Below are 16,358 nucleotides of genomic sequence, written 5' to 3'. Positions count from 1 at the left end.
TCAGAGGTTGTCCCAGGCGGCCGGGAAAAGGGCGAAGACGGCCTGGGTCACCGCCGGGGGCCCGAGACACGCGACGGGTGCACGGTCGCGTTGGATGGCGCCGTTTCGAAGCCGGGCGCCGAGGAGACCTTGGCCTTGGCCGCTGCGGGCGACGTGGCCAGCGCGGCGCCCCGATGGTTGGGTACCGCCGAGGACCGCGTTGGTTCCTCGGTGCGGGACTCGGAGGCGGTGCCGACGCGGCGCAACTCGGCTTCAGAGCTGATGAGTTCGGCCTGTGCCGAGCTGACGAACTCTGCGGCGAAGTCGAACCGGTCGGCGAGTTTGTACGCCTCGTCGTCGAGGTCGTAGATCTGCTGGCCTGCAGCCTCCAGTGCTTCTCGGAGGCGCTCCAGGGCGCCGTGTTTAGGGTGAAGGAGGTGGTCGACCGCCCGCTGAAGGTCGGCCCCGTCCTCGGCTGCCTTGATCCGGTCGGTGATCTGAAGGAGTTCCGCTCCGGCGGGATGGGGCCCGAGGACAGGCACCGGGGGGCTCATTCGGGCCGTGTCCAGGGAGGGCGGCAGAGTGACGTCGTAGCGGGCGGCGCGGAGCATCTCGGCCGCGTGGGTGGAGATGGCGACCTGGTCGACGATCGGCATGGTGCTGGGCAGGCGATGGCGCCGACCGTGCCAGTCGTCGATCTGCTTGAAGCCGGCGTGCTTGAGGAGCTGGGCGGACAGGTCGTCGGTGGCGCCCTTGGCGACGACGCTGCCGCTGAACTCGGACGTGATGATGATCGAGGGGGCAGGCACATGGGCCTCCTGAGTATGGGGGCAGATTTCCCAGTTCGGCGGCGCGGCGCCGTACTCGGGCTGGCAGGGAGAGAATCCGCCGGATTCGGGGTTTGGCCCGGCCGGGGATCGCTGGTAGAGGCCCCGGCGCGGAAGGAGACGGGTGCCCCGCCGCAGCGGGGCACCCGGGCGGTCAGAAGTAGGGGTTCTCGGTCGGCCGGTCGGCCTCGGTGGCGGCCTGGAGCAGCTCGGCGAGGTCGTCCGGCTCGGAGGAGCGCTGGTCGATCCACCACCCGGCACGGGTGACGGTACGAGCGGTGTCCTCGATCCCCTCCCACTCGGTCGCGCTGGTTGCGCCTTCGAGGACCAGAGCGGTGTGGGCGGCGGCCAGGACCTGGTGGCGACAGCGCACACCCCAGGCGACGGCCCGCTCAGTCCCCTCCAGAGGGGGCATCCGGTACTGCTCGGACCAGGCTTCGGACTCGGCCTGCTCCTCGGCGCGCTTGGCCTTGAGCCAGGCGGCCTTGTCCTGCTCGTCACCATCCTTGGAGGCACGCCAGCAGTCGGTGCACTCCTGCTTGGCGAGCCACTCGGCGAAGCCCGCCCGGCGGTCGGCCGCCCGGTCGGACAGATCACGGTCGGCCTGGTGACCGCAGGTGTGGTTGATCGACCAGATGGTCTTCACGGCCATGAGGCAATCTCCTTAAGGAAGTTGGATCAGCGAGTGCGGGAGAACGCGATGCGCGGGTCGACCGGACGGGACGCCGCAGCCGGGTCGGCGGGCGCGGGGACCGGCGCCTTGCCCGGGAAACCGGCGCGGGCGGGGCTGGCAGCGAGCGCGGCGGCGCTGATCGGAGACGCACGCGGGGCGCCCTGGCCGCGTTCACGGGACGCGGCCGGTAGGGGAGCAGGGCGCGGGCGTACTGCTACGTCCTGAGCGAGGCGGGGCTGCACCGCGACCTGGACACCGGATTGGTGCAGCGTCAGCGTGGCGTCGGCGACCTTCCCCAGCGCCGCGTCCCGCCCCGTGGTGGCGGGCAACGTGTAGATGTCCAGGCCCGGGTTGTGCCGCCAGCCGTGCTCCGCCAGCGCGAGTGCGGTGAGCCCGGAGACGCGGTTGTCGACGGCCGCGACGATGCCGAGGCGTGGATGCTCGGCGAACGCGACATCGGGCTCGCCGAGCGGAACCCGGTCGCGGACGGGCGCCGCATCGCGGACCGGCGAGGGATCGAGCGCGGCGTCGACGTCCACCCGGTAGCCGGACTTGCGCAGCAGTTCGACGGCTCGGGCCGTACGGCCCTGCCCGTCACGTTCCTGGTCGGCCAGCGAGTACAGCGTCGGCTGGCCGGGAACGGGGTGGAAGTCGAACCGCTTCAGCATCCACGCGCTCGCGGCGAGGTTCTTCGGGTTCGCGGCAACGATGCCGTGGACGGGGTGGTGGCCGAAGGCGAGATCGGGCAGTACGTCGTAGTGGCTGGGCATGGCGGATCCATCCGGGGTGGGCTCGGTCGCAGTGGTAGTCGCGGGACGGATCGCTTCTGCCGATGCGGTACACGAAGAACTCCAAGACGGCGGGGGTCAGCGCCCGAGGGCGGACGAAGGGCGCGCGGGCGGCAGCGCGGTGTGCGCGGACGACGCCGTCGGCGGGCCGGCCGGGACCGCGTGCTGTCCGGCCGACGGCGAAGGAGAGAGAGCGGCGCTCACCCGTGACGGGTCAGGGACGAAGCCCGCGCGGTGCGGCGCCGCGTCGGCGGCGCGCTCCTCGACGGATCGTTCCTGTTCCGGGCGTGGCGGCACGCCAAGCCGGTCCAGGTGCGCGTCGACGGCGGTGAGCAGGTCCGGGACGCTGCCGCCGTGCCGGGCATCGGGGCCGTCGGGCTCGGAGTCGTAGACCACTTCGTACACCGCGGGCTCGGCGGACCGGTGACGGGTCACCGTCCAGCTCTCGGGCGACTCGGGGTGCTCGGACGACGGCTCCTGCGGCGGCGAGATGATCAGCGAGCTGCCGTCCGGTAGCTCGGCGTGGACGATGTAGTCGCTGAGGCCGTACTCGACGGTGCACTCCAGGCCGCGCTGCCGGAGGGCAGTGATGAGGGCGGCGTACCGGTGGGCCTGTTCGGAAGCCGCAGGCCGGGAAGACGGCGCACTGATCCGCGCGAAGGTGGTGAGGACGTTGTCGGGGTGCATGGGTTTCTCCGTTGCCGGACGCCACGCGCCCACGGCATGAGCCGCAGGAGCGTGGCGCTGGAAGAGGTGCGGTGGGCCACGAGGGTCCGGAGAACGGCCGGTTTGGCGCTGCCGTAACTCGGTGCTAGGAGCGTCAGCGGGCACGGCCGGGGGCCTGCGGATTTGGCGCCGGGGCGACAGGAGGCGAAGCGGGCAGGGAGGCGCGGGCGCTGGGAGCGGACCGGGCGAGGGCTACTCGTGCCCGGTCGGTGTGCGCGGGCCGTTCGAGGTCCGTCCGGTCGGCCAGGTACTCGGCGGCCCGGACGAGCGCAGGGCCCTGGTAGGACAGCTCGTCTGCGTAGTGCCAGCCCTCGGAGTTGCGCTGCTCCTCCGCGCTCTCCTGGTAGAGCTCTCGCGAGCCCGGTTGCGAGGCGTCCATGAGCGCCAAGATGTGGTCCCATTCGTGGCGGATCTGGCCTGCTCGTTCCAGCGTGGTGTCGATCCCGCGCAGACGGCGAAGGTCGTCGCTGACCGGCCCCTCGACGTAGTCGGTACCGTCGGCGGCGGCGCGGACGCCGACCAGCACCTCGGGGCCGTGGTCAAGGAATACCTCGGTGTGCTTCCACGCCTCGGCGTCGCGTTTCACCTTGCCGTCTGCGTAGCCCTTCTCGTCGATGGGCCAGCCGTCCGGATCGCAGAAGGAGTCCGAGATGGCGTCCCAGGCGTCGGACGCCCGCCTGATGCCGGCGGCGGCCGAGGCCAGGGCCGGGAGGTGCCGCCGCCACGCCAGGGGATCGGTGGCCGTCGTGAGCGGGCTCTTGGGAGATGTAGACATGATCGATCCTTGTTCCTGCGCCGGTCGTTGGGGGTTATGTCGCCATGCGGGCGTCGGTGTCGAACAGCTCGCGTTCCGCCGGGTGCAGGATGTGCTGCGTGATGAAGGAGCGGCCCGCGACCTTCCACAGGCCCCGGCCCTTGGTCAGGGCGGACACCGCCTGGGTCTCGACGCCGGTCAGGCCGAGCAACGACGCGGCGGCGGCGAGCTGGTCGGGTTCCTGGCGGTAGATGATGCGGGTGGAGCAGTCGGCCAGGAGGCCTTCGGCCAGCACCCGGCCGCGCGAGCCGGCATCGCCCGCCGAGAGCAGGTCCGACAGCCGGTGGATCACCATCAAGTTCGCGATGCCGAGCCCACGGCTCAGCTTCCACTGGCTCTGCATTCGCTCCAGCAGACCGACGTGCCTCATCAGGCGCCACGCCTCGTCGTAGATCACCCAGCGCCGTCCGCCGTCGGGGTCGGCGAGGGCGGACTCCATCCACGCGCTCGCGCAGGTCATGGCAAGGACCAGCGCGGTGTCGTCTCCGGCGCCGCCGAGGCGGGAGAGGTCGATGGACAGCATCGGCGCGGTCGGGTCGAACGCCACCGTCGAGGGAGCGTCGAACATGCCGCTGAGGTCGCCGTGGACCAAACGGCGCAGGGCGTGCGCGAGGTCCTGGGCAGCGGAGCCCAGCTGCCCGCTCTGGTGGCCGAGGGCCTGGTCGAGGCGTTTGGGAGAGCCGAGGGCGTGCGCGATCTCGCCGAGTAGCGGCACCGTGTCCCGGGCGGCGGCCTCGGCGACGACCAGGTCGAGGGCGAGGTCCAGGGCGGTGTGCTCCATCGGCAGCAGATCGCGCTTCAGTACGGTGCGCGCCAGGCCAGCCAGCAGCAGAAGGCGTCGCTTCCGTACCTCGGTCGCCCAGTCGTCCTCGCTGACCGAGGCGGGCCGGGCCGGGGCGTCCAGCGGGTTCAACCGGCCCGGGAGGCCGGGGCCGAGCGCGATGCTGTAGCCGCCGAGGGCCTGCGCGACGCCGGTCCACTCGCCCTTCGGGTCGCAGGGAATGTAGATGCGGTAGCCGTGGGCGATCGACCGGGTCGCGATGGACTTCGCCAGCGCCGACTTGCCCATGCCGATGATCCCGGCGAGGACCACGTTCGGGTTCGTGAAGCCCTCGATCCGGCCGCTGTTGTACAGAGAGAAAGGATCGAAACAGAAAGCGGCTTCGGCGTGGACGTCACGGCCGATGAAGACGCCCTCGGCCCCCAGGCCGCCCTCGGCCACGAACGGGTAGGCCCCGCTGGCCGTGGCGGTGGTCATCCGGTGGGCGGGCAGGTTGAGCTTGCCGCCGCGGGCCGAGGCCGGGCCGGGACGACCGGCCACCGGGTAGGTCGGCTGGAGTTCCGGGTCGCGGGTCTTCTCGGCGTGGTGCTTTGGGTGCGTTTCGGCGAGCCGGGCCTGACGGCGGGCCTCGGCGAAACCGGCTCGGGCGGCCCTCTGTTCGGCACGCGACGCCTTGTGGGGCACGTAGAGAGGGGAGGCGCTGGCGCGGGGGCGGGACATGGTCGTAGCTCCAGACGGGGAGGTCAGCGGCGGACGAGGCCGGTGAACGGCGTGTGCAGGTCGGCCGGTGTGGTGCGTCGGCGCACCAGGTGCGCGGTGCGCTGGTGGCGCTGGCAGATGGTCAGCTCCGGAGCCCCCTCGGGCAGGCCCGCCCGGCACGCCTCACGCTCGGGCACCTCGCCCGAGTCCGGCCGGGGCGCCGCGTGGTACGCGGAGTGGAGGTGCTCGGCGGCCTGCCAGATGCGGGTGCGGGCGGCACGGAGCGGGTCGCCCTCGGCCGGAACGATCTGACCGGTGCGGACGGCGTGGGCATCGAGCAATCCGTGCACCGCGACGAGGTGGGCGTGCAGGGCGTCGAGCTCGGCGCGGGTGGTGACGAGAGGGCCGCCGGGGATGTTGAGCGCGCGGTGGAAGTCGAGCGCGGCGGTGGCGAAGGGCACGAAGTCCTGCGCGGTCGGGCTGGCGGTGCGGGACATGAGGGTGCTCTTTCGGAAGGTGAGGAAAGGCCGGCGTCAGGCGGCGCGCGCGAGCGGCAGGGCGGCGGCGGTGAATGCCTCGGCCTGCTGCCAGGTCAGTGGCCGAACGTCGAGCTGGGCACCGACGGCAGCGGTCTCCACGACCGCGCACGCGGTTCGGAGTTCGTCCTCGGAGTCGGCCGAGACGGTCAGCAGCCCGGTCAGCGCGACATCGGCATGGCCCGCGATGAGCTGACGTTCGCGCGACTTGATGTCCTGGTACTCGACCGAGTCGGCCTCGGAGTCGACCTGGCCGCGCCGGGCCCGCTCGGCGGCATCGGCGATCACGCTGGCCTTCTTGCGCTGGACATCGCGCAGCGCGGCGTCCAGGCCCTTCGGCTCATAGGAGAGCGACAACGTGCGCCGGACCCCGCCGGTGAACAGGAGCTGATGCAGGAACCCGGCCGACGTCTCGGTCCGCGGCCAGTTCTCCACCCAGTACGTGGCGTGGACGGCCGAGTCGGTCACGATGTGATCCGCCTTCTCGACAACCACGACGGGCCCGGCGGCGGCCGGATCGGCCTCGGGACGCCCGTCTGCCGACCAACGGTCCAGCGGCGCAAGGGCCTTGGGGTCGTACGCGGTGCGCACGACGGCCGCGATCTCCCGGGCGGTGAGCCAGCCGGTCGGATTGAGCCCGGCGGTCCGCGCGGCCTGATCGAAGGTGGACGTAAGCTGCGCCAGGACGCTGAAGGCGCCGGTCAGCCCACCGCCAGTCTGATTGATCAGGCGCCGCGCTGCCTTGGTGTCCAGCGACACCGCGACGTACGCCTCGTGCGGTGCGGCGGCCGGGCCCGCGCTCTGGATCAGCTCGCTGTAGATCGGACCCGCCGTGGTGGCGTGCGGCTGCCCGTGCTCTTCCCAGTAACGGCGCAGGGCGTCGCCGGAGTCCGGGACCGTTCGCTCGATCACCTGGATGCGGGCGACCTGCCCGGTACGGGCGAGAGCGGCCAGCGCGCGTCCCCAGCCGCCGACGTTGGCCTGCTGGGTCCCCGGGTCGAGCAGCGCGTAGGCGCGGGAGGACACCTTGACGACGGCGGTCAGCGTGCCGCTGTGAGGGTCGTTGACCGCACTGTAGCGGCCGTCCGGCGCGGTGACCACGCGCAGGCTCGCGGCGGTACCGGGCAGGTGGAGGAGTCCTTCGCGGGTCGGTCGGCGGGAGGGGCGGGTGAGCCAGACGAGCTGGCCTCGCATCCGGCGCAGAACGTACCGGGTGGCGATCGGGGCCCAGTCGGCCAGGGCACGGCTGCGGTGGCGGACGAAGACGAGGAGGGCGATGACGGCCCACAGCGGGATGAGCTGGAGAGCGCCGACCACGCCGCGGGTCAGGACCACGGCGAGAAGGAGAAGGCCGGTGAGGCCGGTGACGGTCAGCTGCGGGGCGGTCAGGCCGAGCAGGATGCCCCGCCTGCTGCGGTGGGGGAACTTCACGGTGGCCGAGGGGGCCTGGTGCTTGCCGGACAAGGTGGTTCCAGACGGTGAGAACGGGCGGGGGACGGGGCGCGCGGTGATCTTCTGGATGTCATGGCGGAACCTTCCTGCTGGTCGGGTGAGGCGGGGGCGGGCCGTGCGATACGGCCCGCCCCCTGGGGTGTGGTGGGTCAGGAACCCCTGGGCGGCTGGGTGGGGAACACCCAGGTCGTCGGCGTCGGAGAACCGGCGGCCGAGGGTCCGGGTGCGACAGGCGGTACGGGGGCTGGCCTGCTGCCCGGTGTCGACGTGCCCGCCAGATGGCCGGAGCCGTCCTGGACGGTGACCTCGGACTCCTCCGCTTCGCCTTCGCCGGGGCGCGTGATGAGCGGTGGGATCCCGGGCCGCTGGATCAGGGCCTGGCCCTTGTCGCCGGTGGCGTTCGGGTCCTCGCCGTACCGGAAGCGGGTCTGCGGCTTGGGCGGCCCGGCGTCGATGCCCTCCTTGCTGAGGGTGCCGCCGGAGGGGTTGATACCGGAGGCGACGCCGTCGGCACCGGCACCGGGAACCGTGTTCGGGCCCTGCGGTGCGGGAGTTCCCGTGCTGGCCTGCATCGCCAGGGAGCCTGCGGTCTTCGCCGCTCCGGCCGCGACCGCCATGCCGGCGACGCCGGTGCGGTGCAGGTCGTCGTGGCCGCCGCCGTCGCTGGCCCAGTGGACGAACTTGTAGGTCGCGTAGGGGCAGAGCAGCACCAGGACCATCACAACGATCCCGGCCATCGCGTCGGAGAGTGCGGTCATGCCGTCGGTGGTCTCCGTCTTGCCGAGAGCGGAGACACCGATCAGGAAGACGACGGTCATCAGCAGTTTGGAGACGATCAGGGTGGCGGTGGCCTCGATCCAGCCGCGCCGCCACTTCTTCGCGACCTCCCAGCCTCCGCCGGCTCCGGCGAAGACGGCGAGCGTGACGAGAATGAGGATGCCGACCTTGCGGGCGACCATGACCCCCCAGTAGAGGAAGGCGCCCACCGCGCAGCCGACAGCGATCAGGACTGGGACGGCCCAGCCCATCGGGTACAGCGCACCGAGCATGTTGACCTTGACGATGCGGCGGACCGCATCATCCACGGAACTGTTCGCTGCCTGGAACAAGCCGTCCGACAACGCGTCGACGACTGTGATGGCGACGGACGTGAAAGCGATGGCACAGAAGCTGAAGAGGACACCGATCATGGTGCCGATCGCGGCCTGGGCGAGGGCGCGTTCGTCCCGCCTCCACGCCGCGGTCATCAGCTGAATGCAGAAGGCCCCCACGGTCAGGGCGAGCCCGATGGGAAGCAGCAGCTCGTAGTTGTCCCGGAACCACTTGGCGTCGAGGTCGATGGCAGTGGTCATATTGACAGCATCGGAAGCGAGATCCGTAGCGGTCGCCGCCAGCTCACCCGCTGACTTCGCGAGCCATGCGCCGATGCCGTCGGTCACGGCTCCGGACGGGTTGCTGACGAAATCAACGGTGCCGCAGACCTTGTCCATCAGGGGGAAGTCGCAAACTCCCATGGCAGTACCTCCTTTCTGCGGAAGGGGTCAGGGGGCGACAGCCGGCAGAACGCCGGCCAGGGCGCAGGGCTGAGAGGGACGGCACTGGACCGCGAGGGTGGTGACACGGCTCTCCGCACCTCCCGCGGACGAGCCGTTCCACGCGATCGACTGCTTGCCGGAGACCGTGACGGCATAGACGTACGTCTGCGTGATCGCCCCGGGATCCTCCTGCAGGGCCCGGCTGAATGACTCGGGGAAGTGCCCCTCGTTCGCCGTGGCGGAGGCGAACTGCCCGTTGGCCGCCATCTCCTTCCACAGGACGGGTGAAGGGACGAGAGCTTCGACCGAAGCCTTGTCGGCGTACTTGCTCTCGCGCGTCAGCCACCCGTGCAGGGCGTCCAGCAACTCACGCTGGGAGTAGGCCCGTGTGTCGTAGGACCACAGCGCAGCAGCGGCTGCCTTCCCGTACTTGATCGGATCGTGGGTCTTCGGCGGGACAGGAAGAGCACGGGGCCGGGTGTGTGGGCCGGACGGTGCCGCAGGCGAGGAGGAGGCCACGGGCGAACTCGGCGGTGGAGCCGGGGTTTTCGAGGGGCTCCTGCCGTCGCGGGTGAGGTAGGCGGCCAGGCCGGCGAGGGCGACGAGCACCACCAGAACGACGGTGCCGAGCAGCGCCCGGCGGCGCACGCGCGATGCGCCGCTGGGATGAGGGGAGTGCTGAGCCATCAGCGGACCTGCGTCCCGAGCGTGCTGAAGAACGCCACCACACCGTTCGCCGCGCCCAGCAGAAGGGCCGCGCCGGCGCTGACCAGCACGCCCTTCTTCCCGTTTGCCTCCGCCTGGTGGCCGCCGGAGTGGTGGCCCCAGGCCCACACGCCCGCGCTCACGGCGAGGGCGCCGACCACGGCGACGAGGCCGAAGAGGTTGATGGAACCCATCACCTGCTTGAGGACGGACAGACCCGGCAGGCCGCCCTCGTTCGGCTTGATCCCGGGATCGTAGGCGAGCTGTATGACCTGCTCGGCGAGAAACATGGAACTCCAGTTCGATTTATGGCACGCCGAAGCCCGCACGGGCGAAACGGCAGTGCGAAGAGAGAGGAAGGGGAGGCGCCGGTCAGACGACTCGGCGAGCTGCGAGAATCCGCGGTTTCCAGGAGGCGAGGGTCGCGATGCGGACCACGTCGCCGGTGTGCGGGGCGTGGACGATCAGGCCCTGCCCGATGACCATCCCGACGTGCTCGGGCACGGCGGCCGTCCCCTCCGTGAACAGGAGGTCACCCGGCCGAAGGGCGTCGACGGACACGGCTTTGCCGTCCTTGACCTGCGTGTACGTGGTCCGCGTCAGGGACACCCCGGCTGCCTTGTACGCCTGCTCCACCAGGGAGGAGCAGTCGCACCGGCCCATCGCGTCCTTCCCGTGGGCGTTCGTGCAGGTCCCGCCCCACTGATACGGCGTGCCGAGCTGTCCGAGCGCCCAGCGGATCGCCGTCTGCACCTTCGGTGACGCGTTGGCGGGGATCTTGTACTCGTCGGGCAGAGCGCCGGCGGGGATGGTGCCGAAGTCCGTCCCGTCACCGTCCGCCGAACAGCCGTCCCCGGCGCTGGGTGAAGGACTACTGGCGTCGGCCGAGCCGGACGGCGAAGGATTCGGCGACGGGTTGCCATCCTTCAGCAGCAGGGGCTCGATGGCCCTTTGCAGGGCGGTGGCCAGCGGCTCCCACTTGGCGTATGCCTCGGGGAAGCCGGACCGCTGCACCGCCTGGGCGGCCTGGGTGATGGACAGGGACTGCCAGCCGGAGACCTTCTTGAGCCCCTCGTAGAACTTGGTGCTGGCGTGCACCGGGTCGAGGATCTGGTTCGCCGTGCCCCAGCCCTGCGACGGCCGCTGCTGGAACAGGCCCAAGCTGTCGCGGTCGCCGTAGGTCAGATTCCGAAGTCCGCTCTCCTGCAGGGCGGTTGCCAGGGCCACGACCTGCCCGCGGGCCGGGATGTTCATCGCGACGCCGGTGGCCTGGATCGTCTTGGCGTTGGGCACCTGCTCGACAGGGTCGTCCAGGCCCGGCACGGAGACCTTGCCCTTGTCGCCGCCGTGCAGGATGGCCTTCACCTGCTTGGCGACGGCCCCGGCATTCACCGTCTGTGCGCCGCCGGTCGAGCAGGAGGCCGAGGCGGTTCCGGCCCCGATGGCGAGGATCGGAACGGCCAGCAGCAGCGGGCCGGTTGCGCAGAGACTGACGAGGGCTCCGGTGGTCTTCTTCATCGCCGCCGCCGTTCACCGAGAAGGCGGTGCTGGCCGGGTGAAAGCGGTGGGCCGGGGCGCGGGTGTATCAGGGCATGCTGCATCGCAGCGGCTCCTCGGGGTTCGTAGGAGGCGCGGTGCCGACTTCTCGTGCAAAGCCGTCGGCACCGCGCCGATGTGCATCCGCCGCTCGGGCGGGCCCGGGGCAGGGGAGTTGGTAGCTCCCGGACGCCGGTCTCAGGTCACGCGCGGCAGCCAGCCGCGCTCGTAATCTCAGGCAGTACACCGGGGCCTCCGGACGGCGCTCGGAAATGCATGGGCAACGCGCCTCCGACGCTGCCCGGTTGGACGAGACAGCACGGATAAGCACAGGTCAGCGGGGGTGGAGTGAGGCTCCTGCCCGGCGACAGGGCGAGACAGTAGACCGGGATTCCGGCCGCACCAAACGACTCTCCAGACCGTGCTGCCAGAGCGGCCCACCTCGCTGGGCCCGGCCGGAAATCACCGCTAACCTCGGCGCAACCCCGCCCCGGAAGAGCGCCGTTGAAGCTGCCCGGAGCGAGGAGTAGTCCCACCACGCGCTGAGAGAGGCCCTTCCCGTGAGCTACACCCTGCACCGAGGCGACGCCCTGACCGTCCTGAAATCCCTCCCGGACGAGAGCGTCGACGCGGTGATCACCGACCCCCCGTACAACTCCGGTGGACGCACCAGCTCGGAACGCACCGGACGCACCGCACGCGCCAAGTACGTCACCGGCAACTCGGCCCACGACCTCGCCAACTTCCCCGGAGAGAACCGCGATCAGCGCTCATACCGCTCCTGGCTGACCGAGCTGCTCACCGAGTCGTACCGGGCCGCCACCGAGCACGCGGTGGTCATGGTCTTCTCCGACTGGCGCCAGGAACCGACCACGACCGACGCCCTGCAGATGGCCGGCTGGACCTGGAGCGGCACCATCCCGTGGATCAAGCCCGCCAGCCGGCCCCGCAAGGGCGGGCCGAAGCAGGACTCCGAGTTCATCCTGTGGGGCGTCAAGGGATCCCTCGACAACACCCGCGACCTCTACCTGCCCGGCCACTACATTGCCTCTCAGCCTCGCAAGGGCAGGGTCCACATCACGCAGAAGCCCGTCGAGATCATGCAGCAGCTCGTCCAGGTCTGCCCCGAGGGCGGCACCGTCCTCGACCCGTTCACCGGCAGCGGCTCCACCGGTGTCGCGGCCCTGCGAGAAGGCAGGAACTTCGTCGGCGTCGAGCTGTCCCGGCACTATGCCGATGTCGCCGAGCGGCGGCTGCGCGCCGAGCTGACCAAGGACGACTTCGACCTGGCGGGACCGGAGGACTGATCATGAGAGCGGAGAGAGCCGGGGCCGACGGCTGGCCGACGCCGAAGGGCGGCTGGTGCATCGAGTAACCGATGCACCAGCCGCCCTTATCGTTGCGTCAGGCAGCTTCGAACGCCCGCCGGATGAGCGGGGCCGCCTTCTCCAGGCCGGCCGCCGAGACGAGACGCACCTCCAGGTCCCCGGTCCCCAGGTGCCCGATGCCGCGCATGTCCCGGGTGAAGCTCTCCTCCAGCACGACCGAATCCGGGCCGAGTCTGAGGTACACCAGGATCGCCTCGTGCTTCGGACGGAAGATCACCGACGCGATGTTCACCAGCCGCCGGTAGGCGATGTAGTGCCGCAGGACTGCGACCTCGACCTCGCCCCACGCCGTCAGCGCCTCGTCCAGCTCCGCGTACAGGTCACGCAAGGACTCCGGCACGAGGCCGACACCCGTCGGCGCAGGAGTCGCCGGTGCCGTCGGCGCGCTGCTGACCGCAGCGTCCCGCCCCCGGATCCGCCGAGACGAAGCGGCGCTCGGAGAGCCGGGCGAGGAATCGACGAGCAGCAGACTCAGCAGGCCGCCATCGAAGACCCGGTAGCGCACCAGATCGATCCGCTCGGGCAGCCACTGCACGGCCACACGGTCGTGGTGGGAGAAACCAGCCGCGATGCAGACCATCCGCGGACGGCGCCAGTTGATCGACTCGGCGGCCTCCGCGCCCAGCACCTTCCGGACGAGCGCCTCGAACTCGTGGCGCGCCGAGTCCAGCCAGGACAGGTAGGAGACGGCCTGCGACAGCACCCCGCTGTCGGAGCCCTTCTTGAACTCGATCACGACCGGGCTGCCGTTCTCGTCAAGCCCCAGCGTGTCGATCCGCCCCCGGTGCCACGGACCGGTCGCGTACTCCGACGCCACGAACCGGATACCGAGCATCTGCTCCAGCCCGGCCTCGACCCGCCGCTGCAGCTCCACCTCCAGCGCCACCGTCGAACCGGACAGCTCGACATCCCGACCGTCCGCGTCCTGCCGGAACAGCATCAGCTCGGCCACCAGCGCCCCCTCCCGTGATCTCTGCAAAGACCAATCAACGGGAGGCTCTGGGTATTCCGCTTAGGCAGAGGGAGGGCGGCTTGCCTCGAAATCCGGCCAGTACGCTCGTGCCCGCGGCGGGCGCCAGCCGGTGGCACGAATCCCCTGGCTCGCGTCAGCGTTCGTAGTCCTCCGGCTCTTCCCCGAACGTTTAGGGGCCCTCCAGTTCGACCATGGAATTGGCCAACTGCAGGAAGCCGGCATCCCTCCACCCCCAAGGCCGCCCTGGCACCTCGTTGCCTGACCGCCTCTCACCTTGAAGACCTTCAGGATGCTCATGAGCCTCCCCACCCAACCTTGATCACCGGCACGACCGAACAATCGAGGCCGGGTGACATCTGTTCCGTCTAGCGGATCAACCCCGAGATCCGACGAGACTGCTCACCAACGGAGGCACCCACAATCGAACGGTGCGATCGACGCTCGCGGTGGCGAGCACGGAACTGTCCGGGGAGAAAGTGACTGCCGTCACGGCGTCATGATGGCCGGTGAGAGGCTCTCCCACGGGTTGGTGGGTGGACGGGTCCCAGAGGCGCACAGTGCGATCGTTGCTGGCCGTGGCGACCAGGCTGCCGTCGGGGGAGAAGGCCACCGCCGCGACGGCGTCATCGTGGCCGGTCAGGGGCTTTCCAACTGGCTGGTGGGTGGTCGCATCCCATAGCTGTATCGAGTGATCATCGCCGGCGGTGGCGATCAGGTTGCCGTCGGGGGAAAAGGCCACGGAGCTGATAGAGCCGGTGTGGCCGCCAAGGAGCTCGCCTGTTGACTTGCGACTGGCTGCGTCCCATAGCGGCACTGTGCCAGCATCGGTGGCAGTGGCGATCAACTTGCCATCAGGGGAGAAAGCGACCCCCGTTACGAGCCCGTGGTGGCTGGTCAGTGGGCTACCTGAAGCCTGTTGGGTAGTTGGTGACCACAGTCGCACGACGCCACCGTCATTGGCGACGGCGAGTAGGGTGCCGGTGGGGGAGAAGAGCACCGATGTGATGGGGCCGAGGTGGTCGGCCAATGGGCTACCTGCCGGCACCCGGGTGGCCGCGTCCCACAGGCGTACCGCGCCGCCGCGGTCCGCCGTTGCGATCAGAGCACCGTCGGGGGAGTAAGCCACAGCCATCACCGAGTCACGGTGATTCGTCAGGGGTCTGCCGACTGATCGCCGGTTGGCCGGGTCCCAGAACCGCACCGTGTCGTCGGCACTGGCTGTAGCGAGTTGGGTTCCGTCGGGGGAGAACACCACCGACCAGACCGCGTCGCGGTGGCCGATCAGAGGGGCCAGAGAGATACCTTCACCGTTCTTGAGCGCGGTGAGGACACTTCTGCTGGCGAGGCCCCGCGCGGTCAGAAGGTCGAGTCGAGTGCGCAGTTCGGTGTTCTCAGCGATCAGGCTCTCGTGCGAGTCCTCGCCGTGACACGCACGCTGCGCCGGGACAGGCACAGGCGGGGCCTCCTCGGCTTTCGATAGCCGCACTGTGTGATCGTAACCAGCGGTGGCGAGCAGGCTGCCGTCGGGGGAGAACGTGACGGCCGTGGCGGAGCCGGTGTGGCCGGTGAGGGGTGCTCCGACGGTCTGGTGGGTGGCCGGGTCCCAAAGGCGCACGATGCCGTCGACGTCGGCGGTGGCGAGCAGGCTGCCGTCGGGGGAGAACGTGACGGCCGTGGCGGAGCCGGTGTGGCCGGTGAGGGGTGCTCCGACGGCCTGGTGGGTGGCCGGGTCCCAAAGGCGCACCAGGCCGTCGTCGCTCGCGGTGGCGAGCAGGTTGCCGTTGGGGGAGAAAGCCACTGACCTGACGGGGCAGGAATGGCCCATCAAGGGCTTGCCGACTTTCTGGCGAGTTGTCGGGTCCCAAAGGCGCACCATGCCGTCAAAGCTGGCGGTGGCGAGCAGGCCGCCGTCGGGGGAGAACCTCACCGCTGTGACGGCTCCGGTGTGGCCAGTCAGCGGCTGACCTACGGCTGCGTGGGTGTGCCCATCCCAAAGGCGCACCGTGCAATCGAAGCTGGCGGCGGCCAGCAGGCTGCCGTCAGGGGAGAACGCCACCTCTGTGACCGCGATGTTTTTCGTGGTCGGGAGTACGTTGACCTCATCGTGGGTGGCGGGGTCCCAAAGCCGCACATTGCCATCATCGCTGGCGGCGGCGAGCAGGCCGCCGTCGGGGGAGAACACGACTGACCTCATAGTGCTCTCGCCACCGATCATGGGCTCACCGGCAGTTAGGCGGGTGGTGGGGTCCCAGAGGGCCACCACTCCGGCGGCGCTGGCGGCGGCGATCAGCTTGCCATCGGGGGAGAACGCCACTGACCATACGAAGCCGGAGTGGGGCAGTACCGGCAGCACGGGACGAAATCTCAGGCGTCGGCTGTTCTCCATCGGCGCGGGCGGGTTTGTCGGAAGGACCGGCGTATCGAGAGCCGGCGCGGTCGGTGAGGAGTCAACCGGGACAGGCGTCCGCACCGGCTCGGATGCCGAGGGCGCGTAGCGGGCCTCGGTACGCAGCTGTTCGAGCCGGGTCCACTCCGTACGCCATGACTCGACTGCCGGATCATCGCGGCTCACTGGAGACCGGCGGTCGCTGGAGAGACTCAGCATTGCCCGGACGAGGGCGATGAGGAAGTCGATCTTGGGCAGGCGCTTTCCACGGAGGGTGTCACTGATCGTGGTGACTGGCAACGACTGCCCACGGGGCGCGGCCCGGCTGATGTCGCGCTGGGAGGGGCGGCCGCAATCGGCCTGCAACTTCCGGAGGTTGGCGGCGAAGCCCGCGAGTTCGCGGTCAAACGCGCCGCCGGAAGCGTCCTCGTGCGCCACGTAACGTCCCCCCGATGGTCTGTGGGGCTCAGCGTAGGACGCTGGTTGCCGAACAGGACCGAATTTCGCCGAACACCACCGTACAGAGTGCGTGTTCGCTCGTTGTGCCACGCCGTACGGCG

General features: G+C 70.3%; 15 protein-coding genes. 1 reads left to right on the top strand and 14 read right to left on the bottom strand.

Annotated features, from left to right (window positions below):
• Positions 1–47: 47 nt before the first annotated feature.
• The 12 genes from OG978_RS12580 to OG978_RS12525 form a co-directional block, all read right to left on the bottom strand.
• Entirely contained in the window at positions 48–788 is a 741-nt protein-coding gene (locus tag OG978_RS12580; RefSeq protein ID WP_326765306.1) for a hypothetical protein, read from the bottom strand.
• A gap of 172 nt (positions 789–960) precedes the next feature.
• Positions 961–1,458: a hypothetical protein gene (locus tag OG978_RS12575; protein ID WP_326765305.1), complete on the bottom strand. Its 498-nt coding sequence runs from the start codon at positions 1,456–1,458 to the stop codon at positions 961–963.
• 26 nt (positions 1,459–1,484) lie between these two features.
• The gene (locus OG978_RS12570) at positions 1,485–2,249 is read right to left on the bottom strand and encodes a hypothetical protein (RefSeq protein ID WP_326765304.1); all 765 of its coding nucleotides are present in this window, start codon (positions 2,247–2,249) and stop codon (positions 1,485–1,487) included.
• 96 nt (positions 2,250–2,345) lie between these two features.
• Complete coding sequence (locus OG978_RS12565) at positions 2,346–2,954, bottom strand: hypothetical protein (protein WP_326765303.1); 609 nt, start codon at positions 2,952–2,954, stop codon at positions 2,346–2,348.
• A gap of 133 nt (positions 2,955–3,087) precedes the next feature.
• Positions 3,088–3,768, bottom strand: a complete 681-nt coding sequence (locus tag OG978_RS12560; RefSeq protein ID WP_326765302.1) for a hypothetical protein — start codon at positions 3,766–3,768, stop codon at positions 3,088–3,090.
• A gap of 34 nt (positions 3,769–3,802) precedes the next feature.
• Positions 3,803–5,308 (bottom strand): ATP-binding protein, encoded by a 1,506-nt coding sequence (locus tag OG978_RS12555; RefSeq protein WP_326765301.1) that lies wholly within the window; start codon positions 5,306–5,308, stop codon positions 3,803–3,805.
• 23 nt (positions 5,309–5,331) lie between these two features.
• Positions 5,332–5,784, bottom strand: a complete 453-nt coding sequence (locus tag OG978_RS12550) for a DUF6238 family protein (RefSeq protein WP_326765300.1) — start codon at positions 5,782–5,784, stop codon at positions 5,332–5,334.
• 36 nt (positions 5,785–5,820) lie between these two features.
• The gene (locus tag OG978_RS12545; RefSeq protein WP_326765299.1) at positions 5,821–7,287 is read right to left on the bottom strand and encodes an SCO6880 family protein; all 1,467 of its coding nucleotides are present in this window, start codon (positions 7,285–7,287) and stop codon (positions 5,821–5,823) included.
• A 137-nt stretch (positions 7,288–7,424) separates the two neighbouring features.
• On the bottom strand, positions 7,425–8,789 hold the full coding sequence (locus tag OG978_RS12540) for an SCO6881 family protein (RefSeq protein WP_326765298.1): 1,365 nt from the start codon (positions 8,787–8,789) through the stop codon (positions 7,425–7,427).
• A 27-nt stretch (positions 8,790–8,816) separates the two neighbouring features.
• Positions 8,817–9,497: a hypothetical protein gene (locus OG978_RS12535; RefSeq protein ID WP_326765297.1), complete on the bottom strand. Its 681-nt coding sequence runs from the start codon at positions 9,495–9,497 to the stop codon at positions 8,817–8,819.
• Positions 9,497–9,805 carry a DUF6112 family protein gene (locus tag OG978_RS12530; protein ID WP_326765296.1) on the bottom strand — a complete coding sequence of 103 codons (309 nt, stop codon included), beginning with the start codon at positions 9,803–9,805 and terminating at the stop codon, positions 9,497–9,499. Before OG978_RS12530 ends, OG978_RS12535 begins: the two co-directional genes overlap by 1 nt.
• An 82-nt stretch (positions 9,806–9,887) precedes the next feature.
• Positions 9,888–11,033 carry a C40 family peptidase gene (locus OG978_RS12525; protein WP_326765295.1) on the bottom strand — a complete coding sequence of 382 codons (1,146 nt, stop codon included), beginning with the start codon at positions 11,031–11,033 and terminating at the stop codon, positions 9,888–9,890.
• Between the two features lie 578 nt (positions 11,034–11,611).
• Between OG978_RS12525 and OG978_RS12520 the strand changes: the two genes are divergently transcribed.
• Positions 11,612–12,358: a DNA-methyltransferase gene (locus OG978_RS12520; RefSeq protein ID WP_326765294.1), complete on the top strand. Its 747-nt coding sequence runs from the start codon at positions 11,612–11,614 to the stop codon at positions 12,356–12,358.
• A gap of 97 nt (positions 12,359–12,455) precedes the next feature.
• On the opposite strand, the gene OG978_RS12515 is transcribed toward OG978_RS12520, so the two are convergent.
• The gene (locus OG978_RS12515; RefSeq protein WP_326765293.1) at positions 12,456–13,391 is read right to left on the bottom strand and encodes a DUF5655 domain-containing protein; all 936 of its coding nucleotides are present in this window, start codon (positions 13,389–13,391) and stop codon (positions 12,456–12,458) included.
• Between the two features lie 394 nt (positions 13,392–13,785).
• Positions 13,786–16,236, bottom strand: coding sequence for a WD40 repeat domain-containing protein (locus tag OG978_RS12510; RefSeq protein WP_326765292.1), 2,451 nt, complete (start codon positions 16,234–16,236; stop codon positions 13,786–13,788).
• Positions 16,237–16,358 lie beyond the last annotated feature (122 nt).

The organism is Streptomyces sp. NBC_01591 (genome assembly GCF_035918155.1).
Classification (GTDB): domain Bacteria; phylum Actinomycetota; class Actinomycetes; order Streptomycetales; family Streptomycetaceae; genus Streptomyces.
This window is presented reverse-complemented; position numbering and strand designations above follow the sequence as displayed.

Bases quoted from the DNA above. Each gene is read 5' to 3' on its own strand.
- OG978_RS12555 (WP_326765301.1), bottom strand. From the start codon at position 5,308: ATGTCCCGCCCCCGCGCCAGCGCCTCCCCTCTCTACGTGCCCCACAAG.
- OG978_RS12540 (WP_326765298.1), bottom strand. From the start codon at position 8,789: ATGGGAGTTTGCGACTTCCCCCTGATGGACAAGGTCTGCGGCACCGTT.
- OG978_RS12525 (WP_326765295.1), bottom strand. From the start codon at position 11,033: ATGAAGAAGACCACCGGAGCCCTCGTCAGTCTCTGCGCAACCGGCCCG.
- OG978_RS12530 (WP_326765296.1), bottom strand. From the start codon at position 9,805: ATGTTTCTCGCCGAGCAGGTCATACAGCTCGCCTACGATCCCGGGATC.
- OG978_RS12565 (WP_326765303.1), bottom strand. From the start codon at position 2,954: ATGCACCCCGACAACGTCCTCACCACCTTCGCGCGGATCAGTGCGCCG.
- OG978_RS12535 (WP_326765297.1), bottom strand. From the start codon at position 9,497: ATGGCTCAGCACTCCCCTCATCCCAGCGGCGCATCGCGCGTGCGCCGC.
- OG978_RS12550 (WP_326765300.1), bottom strand. From the start codon at position 5,784: ATGTCCCGCACCGCCAGCCCGACCGCGCAGGACTTCGTGCCCTTCGCC.
- OG978_RS12570 (WP_326765304.1), bottom strand. From the start codon at position 2,249: ATGCCCAGCCACTACGACGTACTGCCCGATCTCGCCTTCGGCCACCAC.
- OG978_RS12560 (WP_326765302.1), bottom strand. From the start codon at position 3,768: ATGTCTACATCTCCCAAGAGCCCGCTCACGACGGCCACCGATCCCCTG.
- OG978_RS12575 (WP_326765305.1), bottom strand. From the start codon at position 1,458: ATGGCCGTGAAGACCATCTGGTCGATCAACCACACCTGCGGTCACCAG.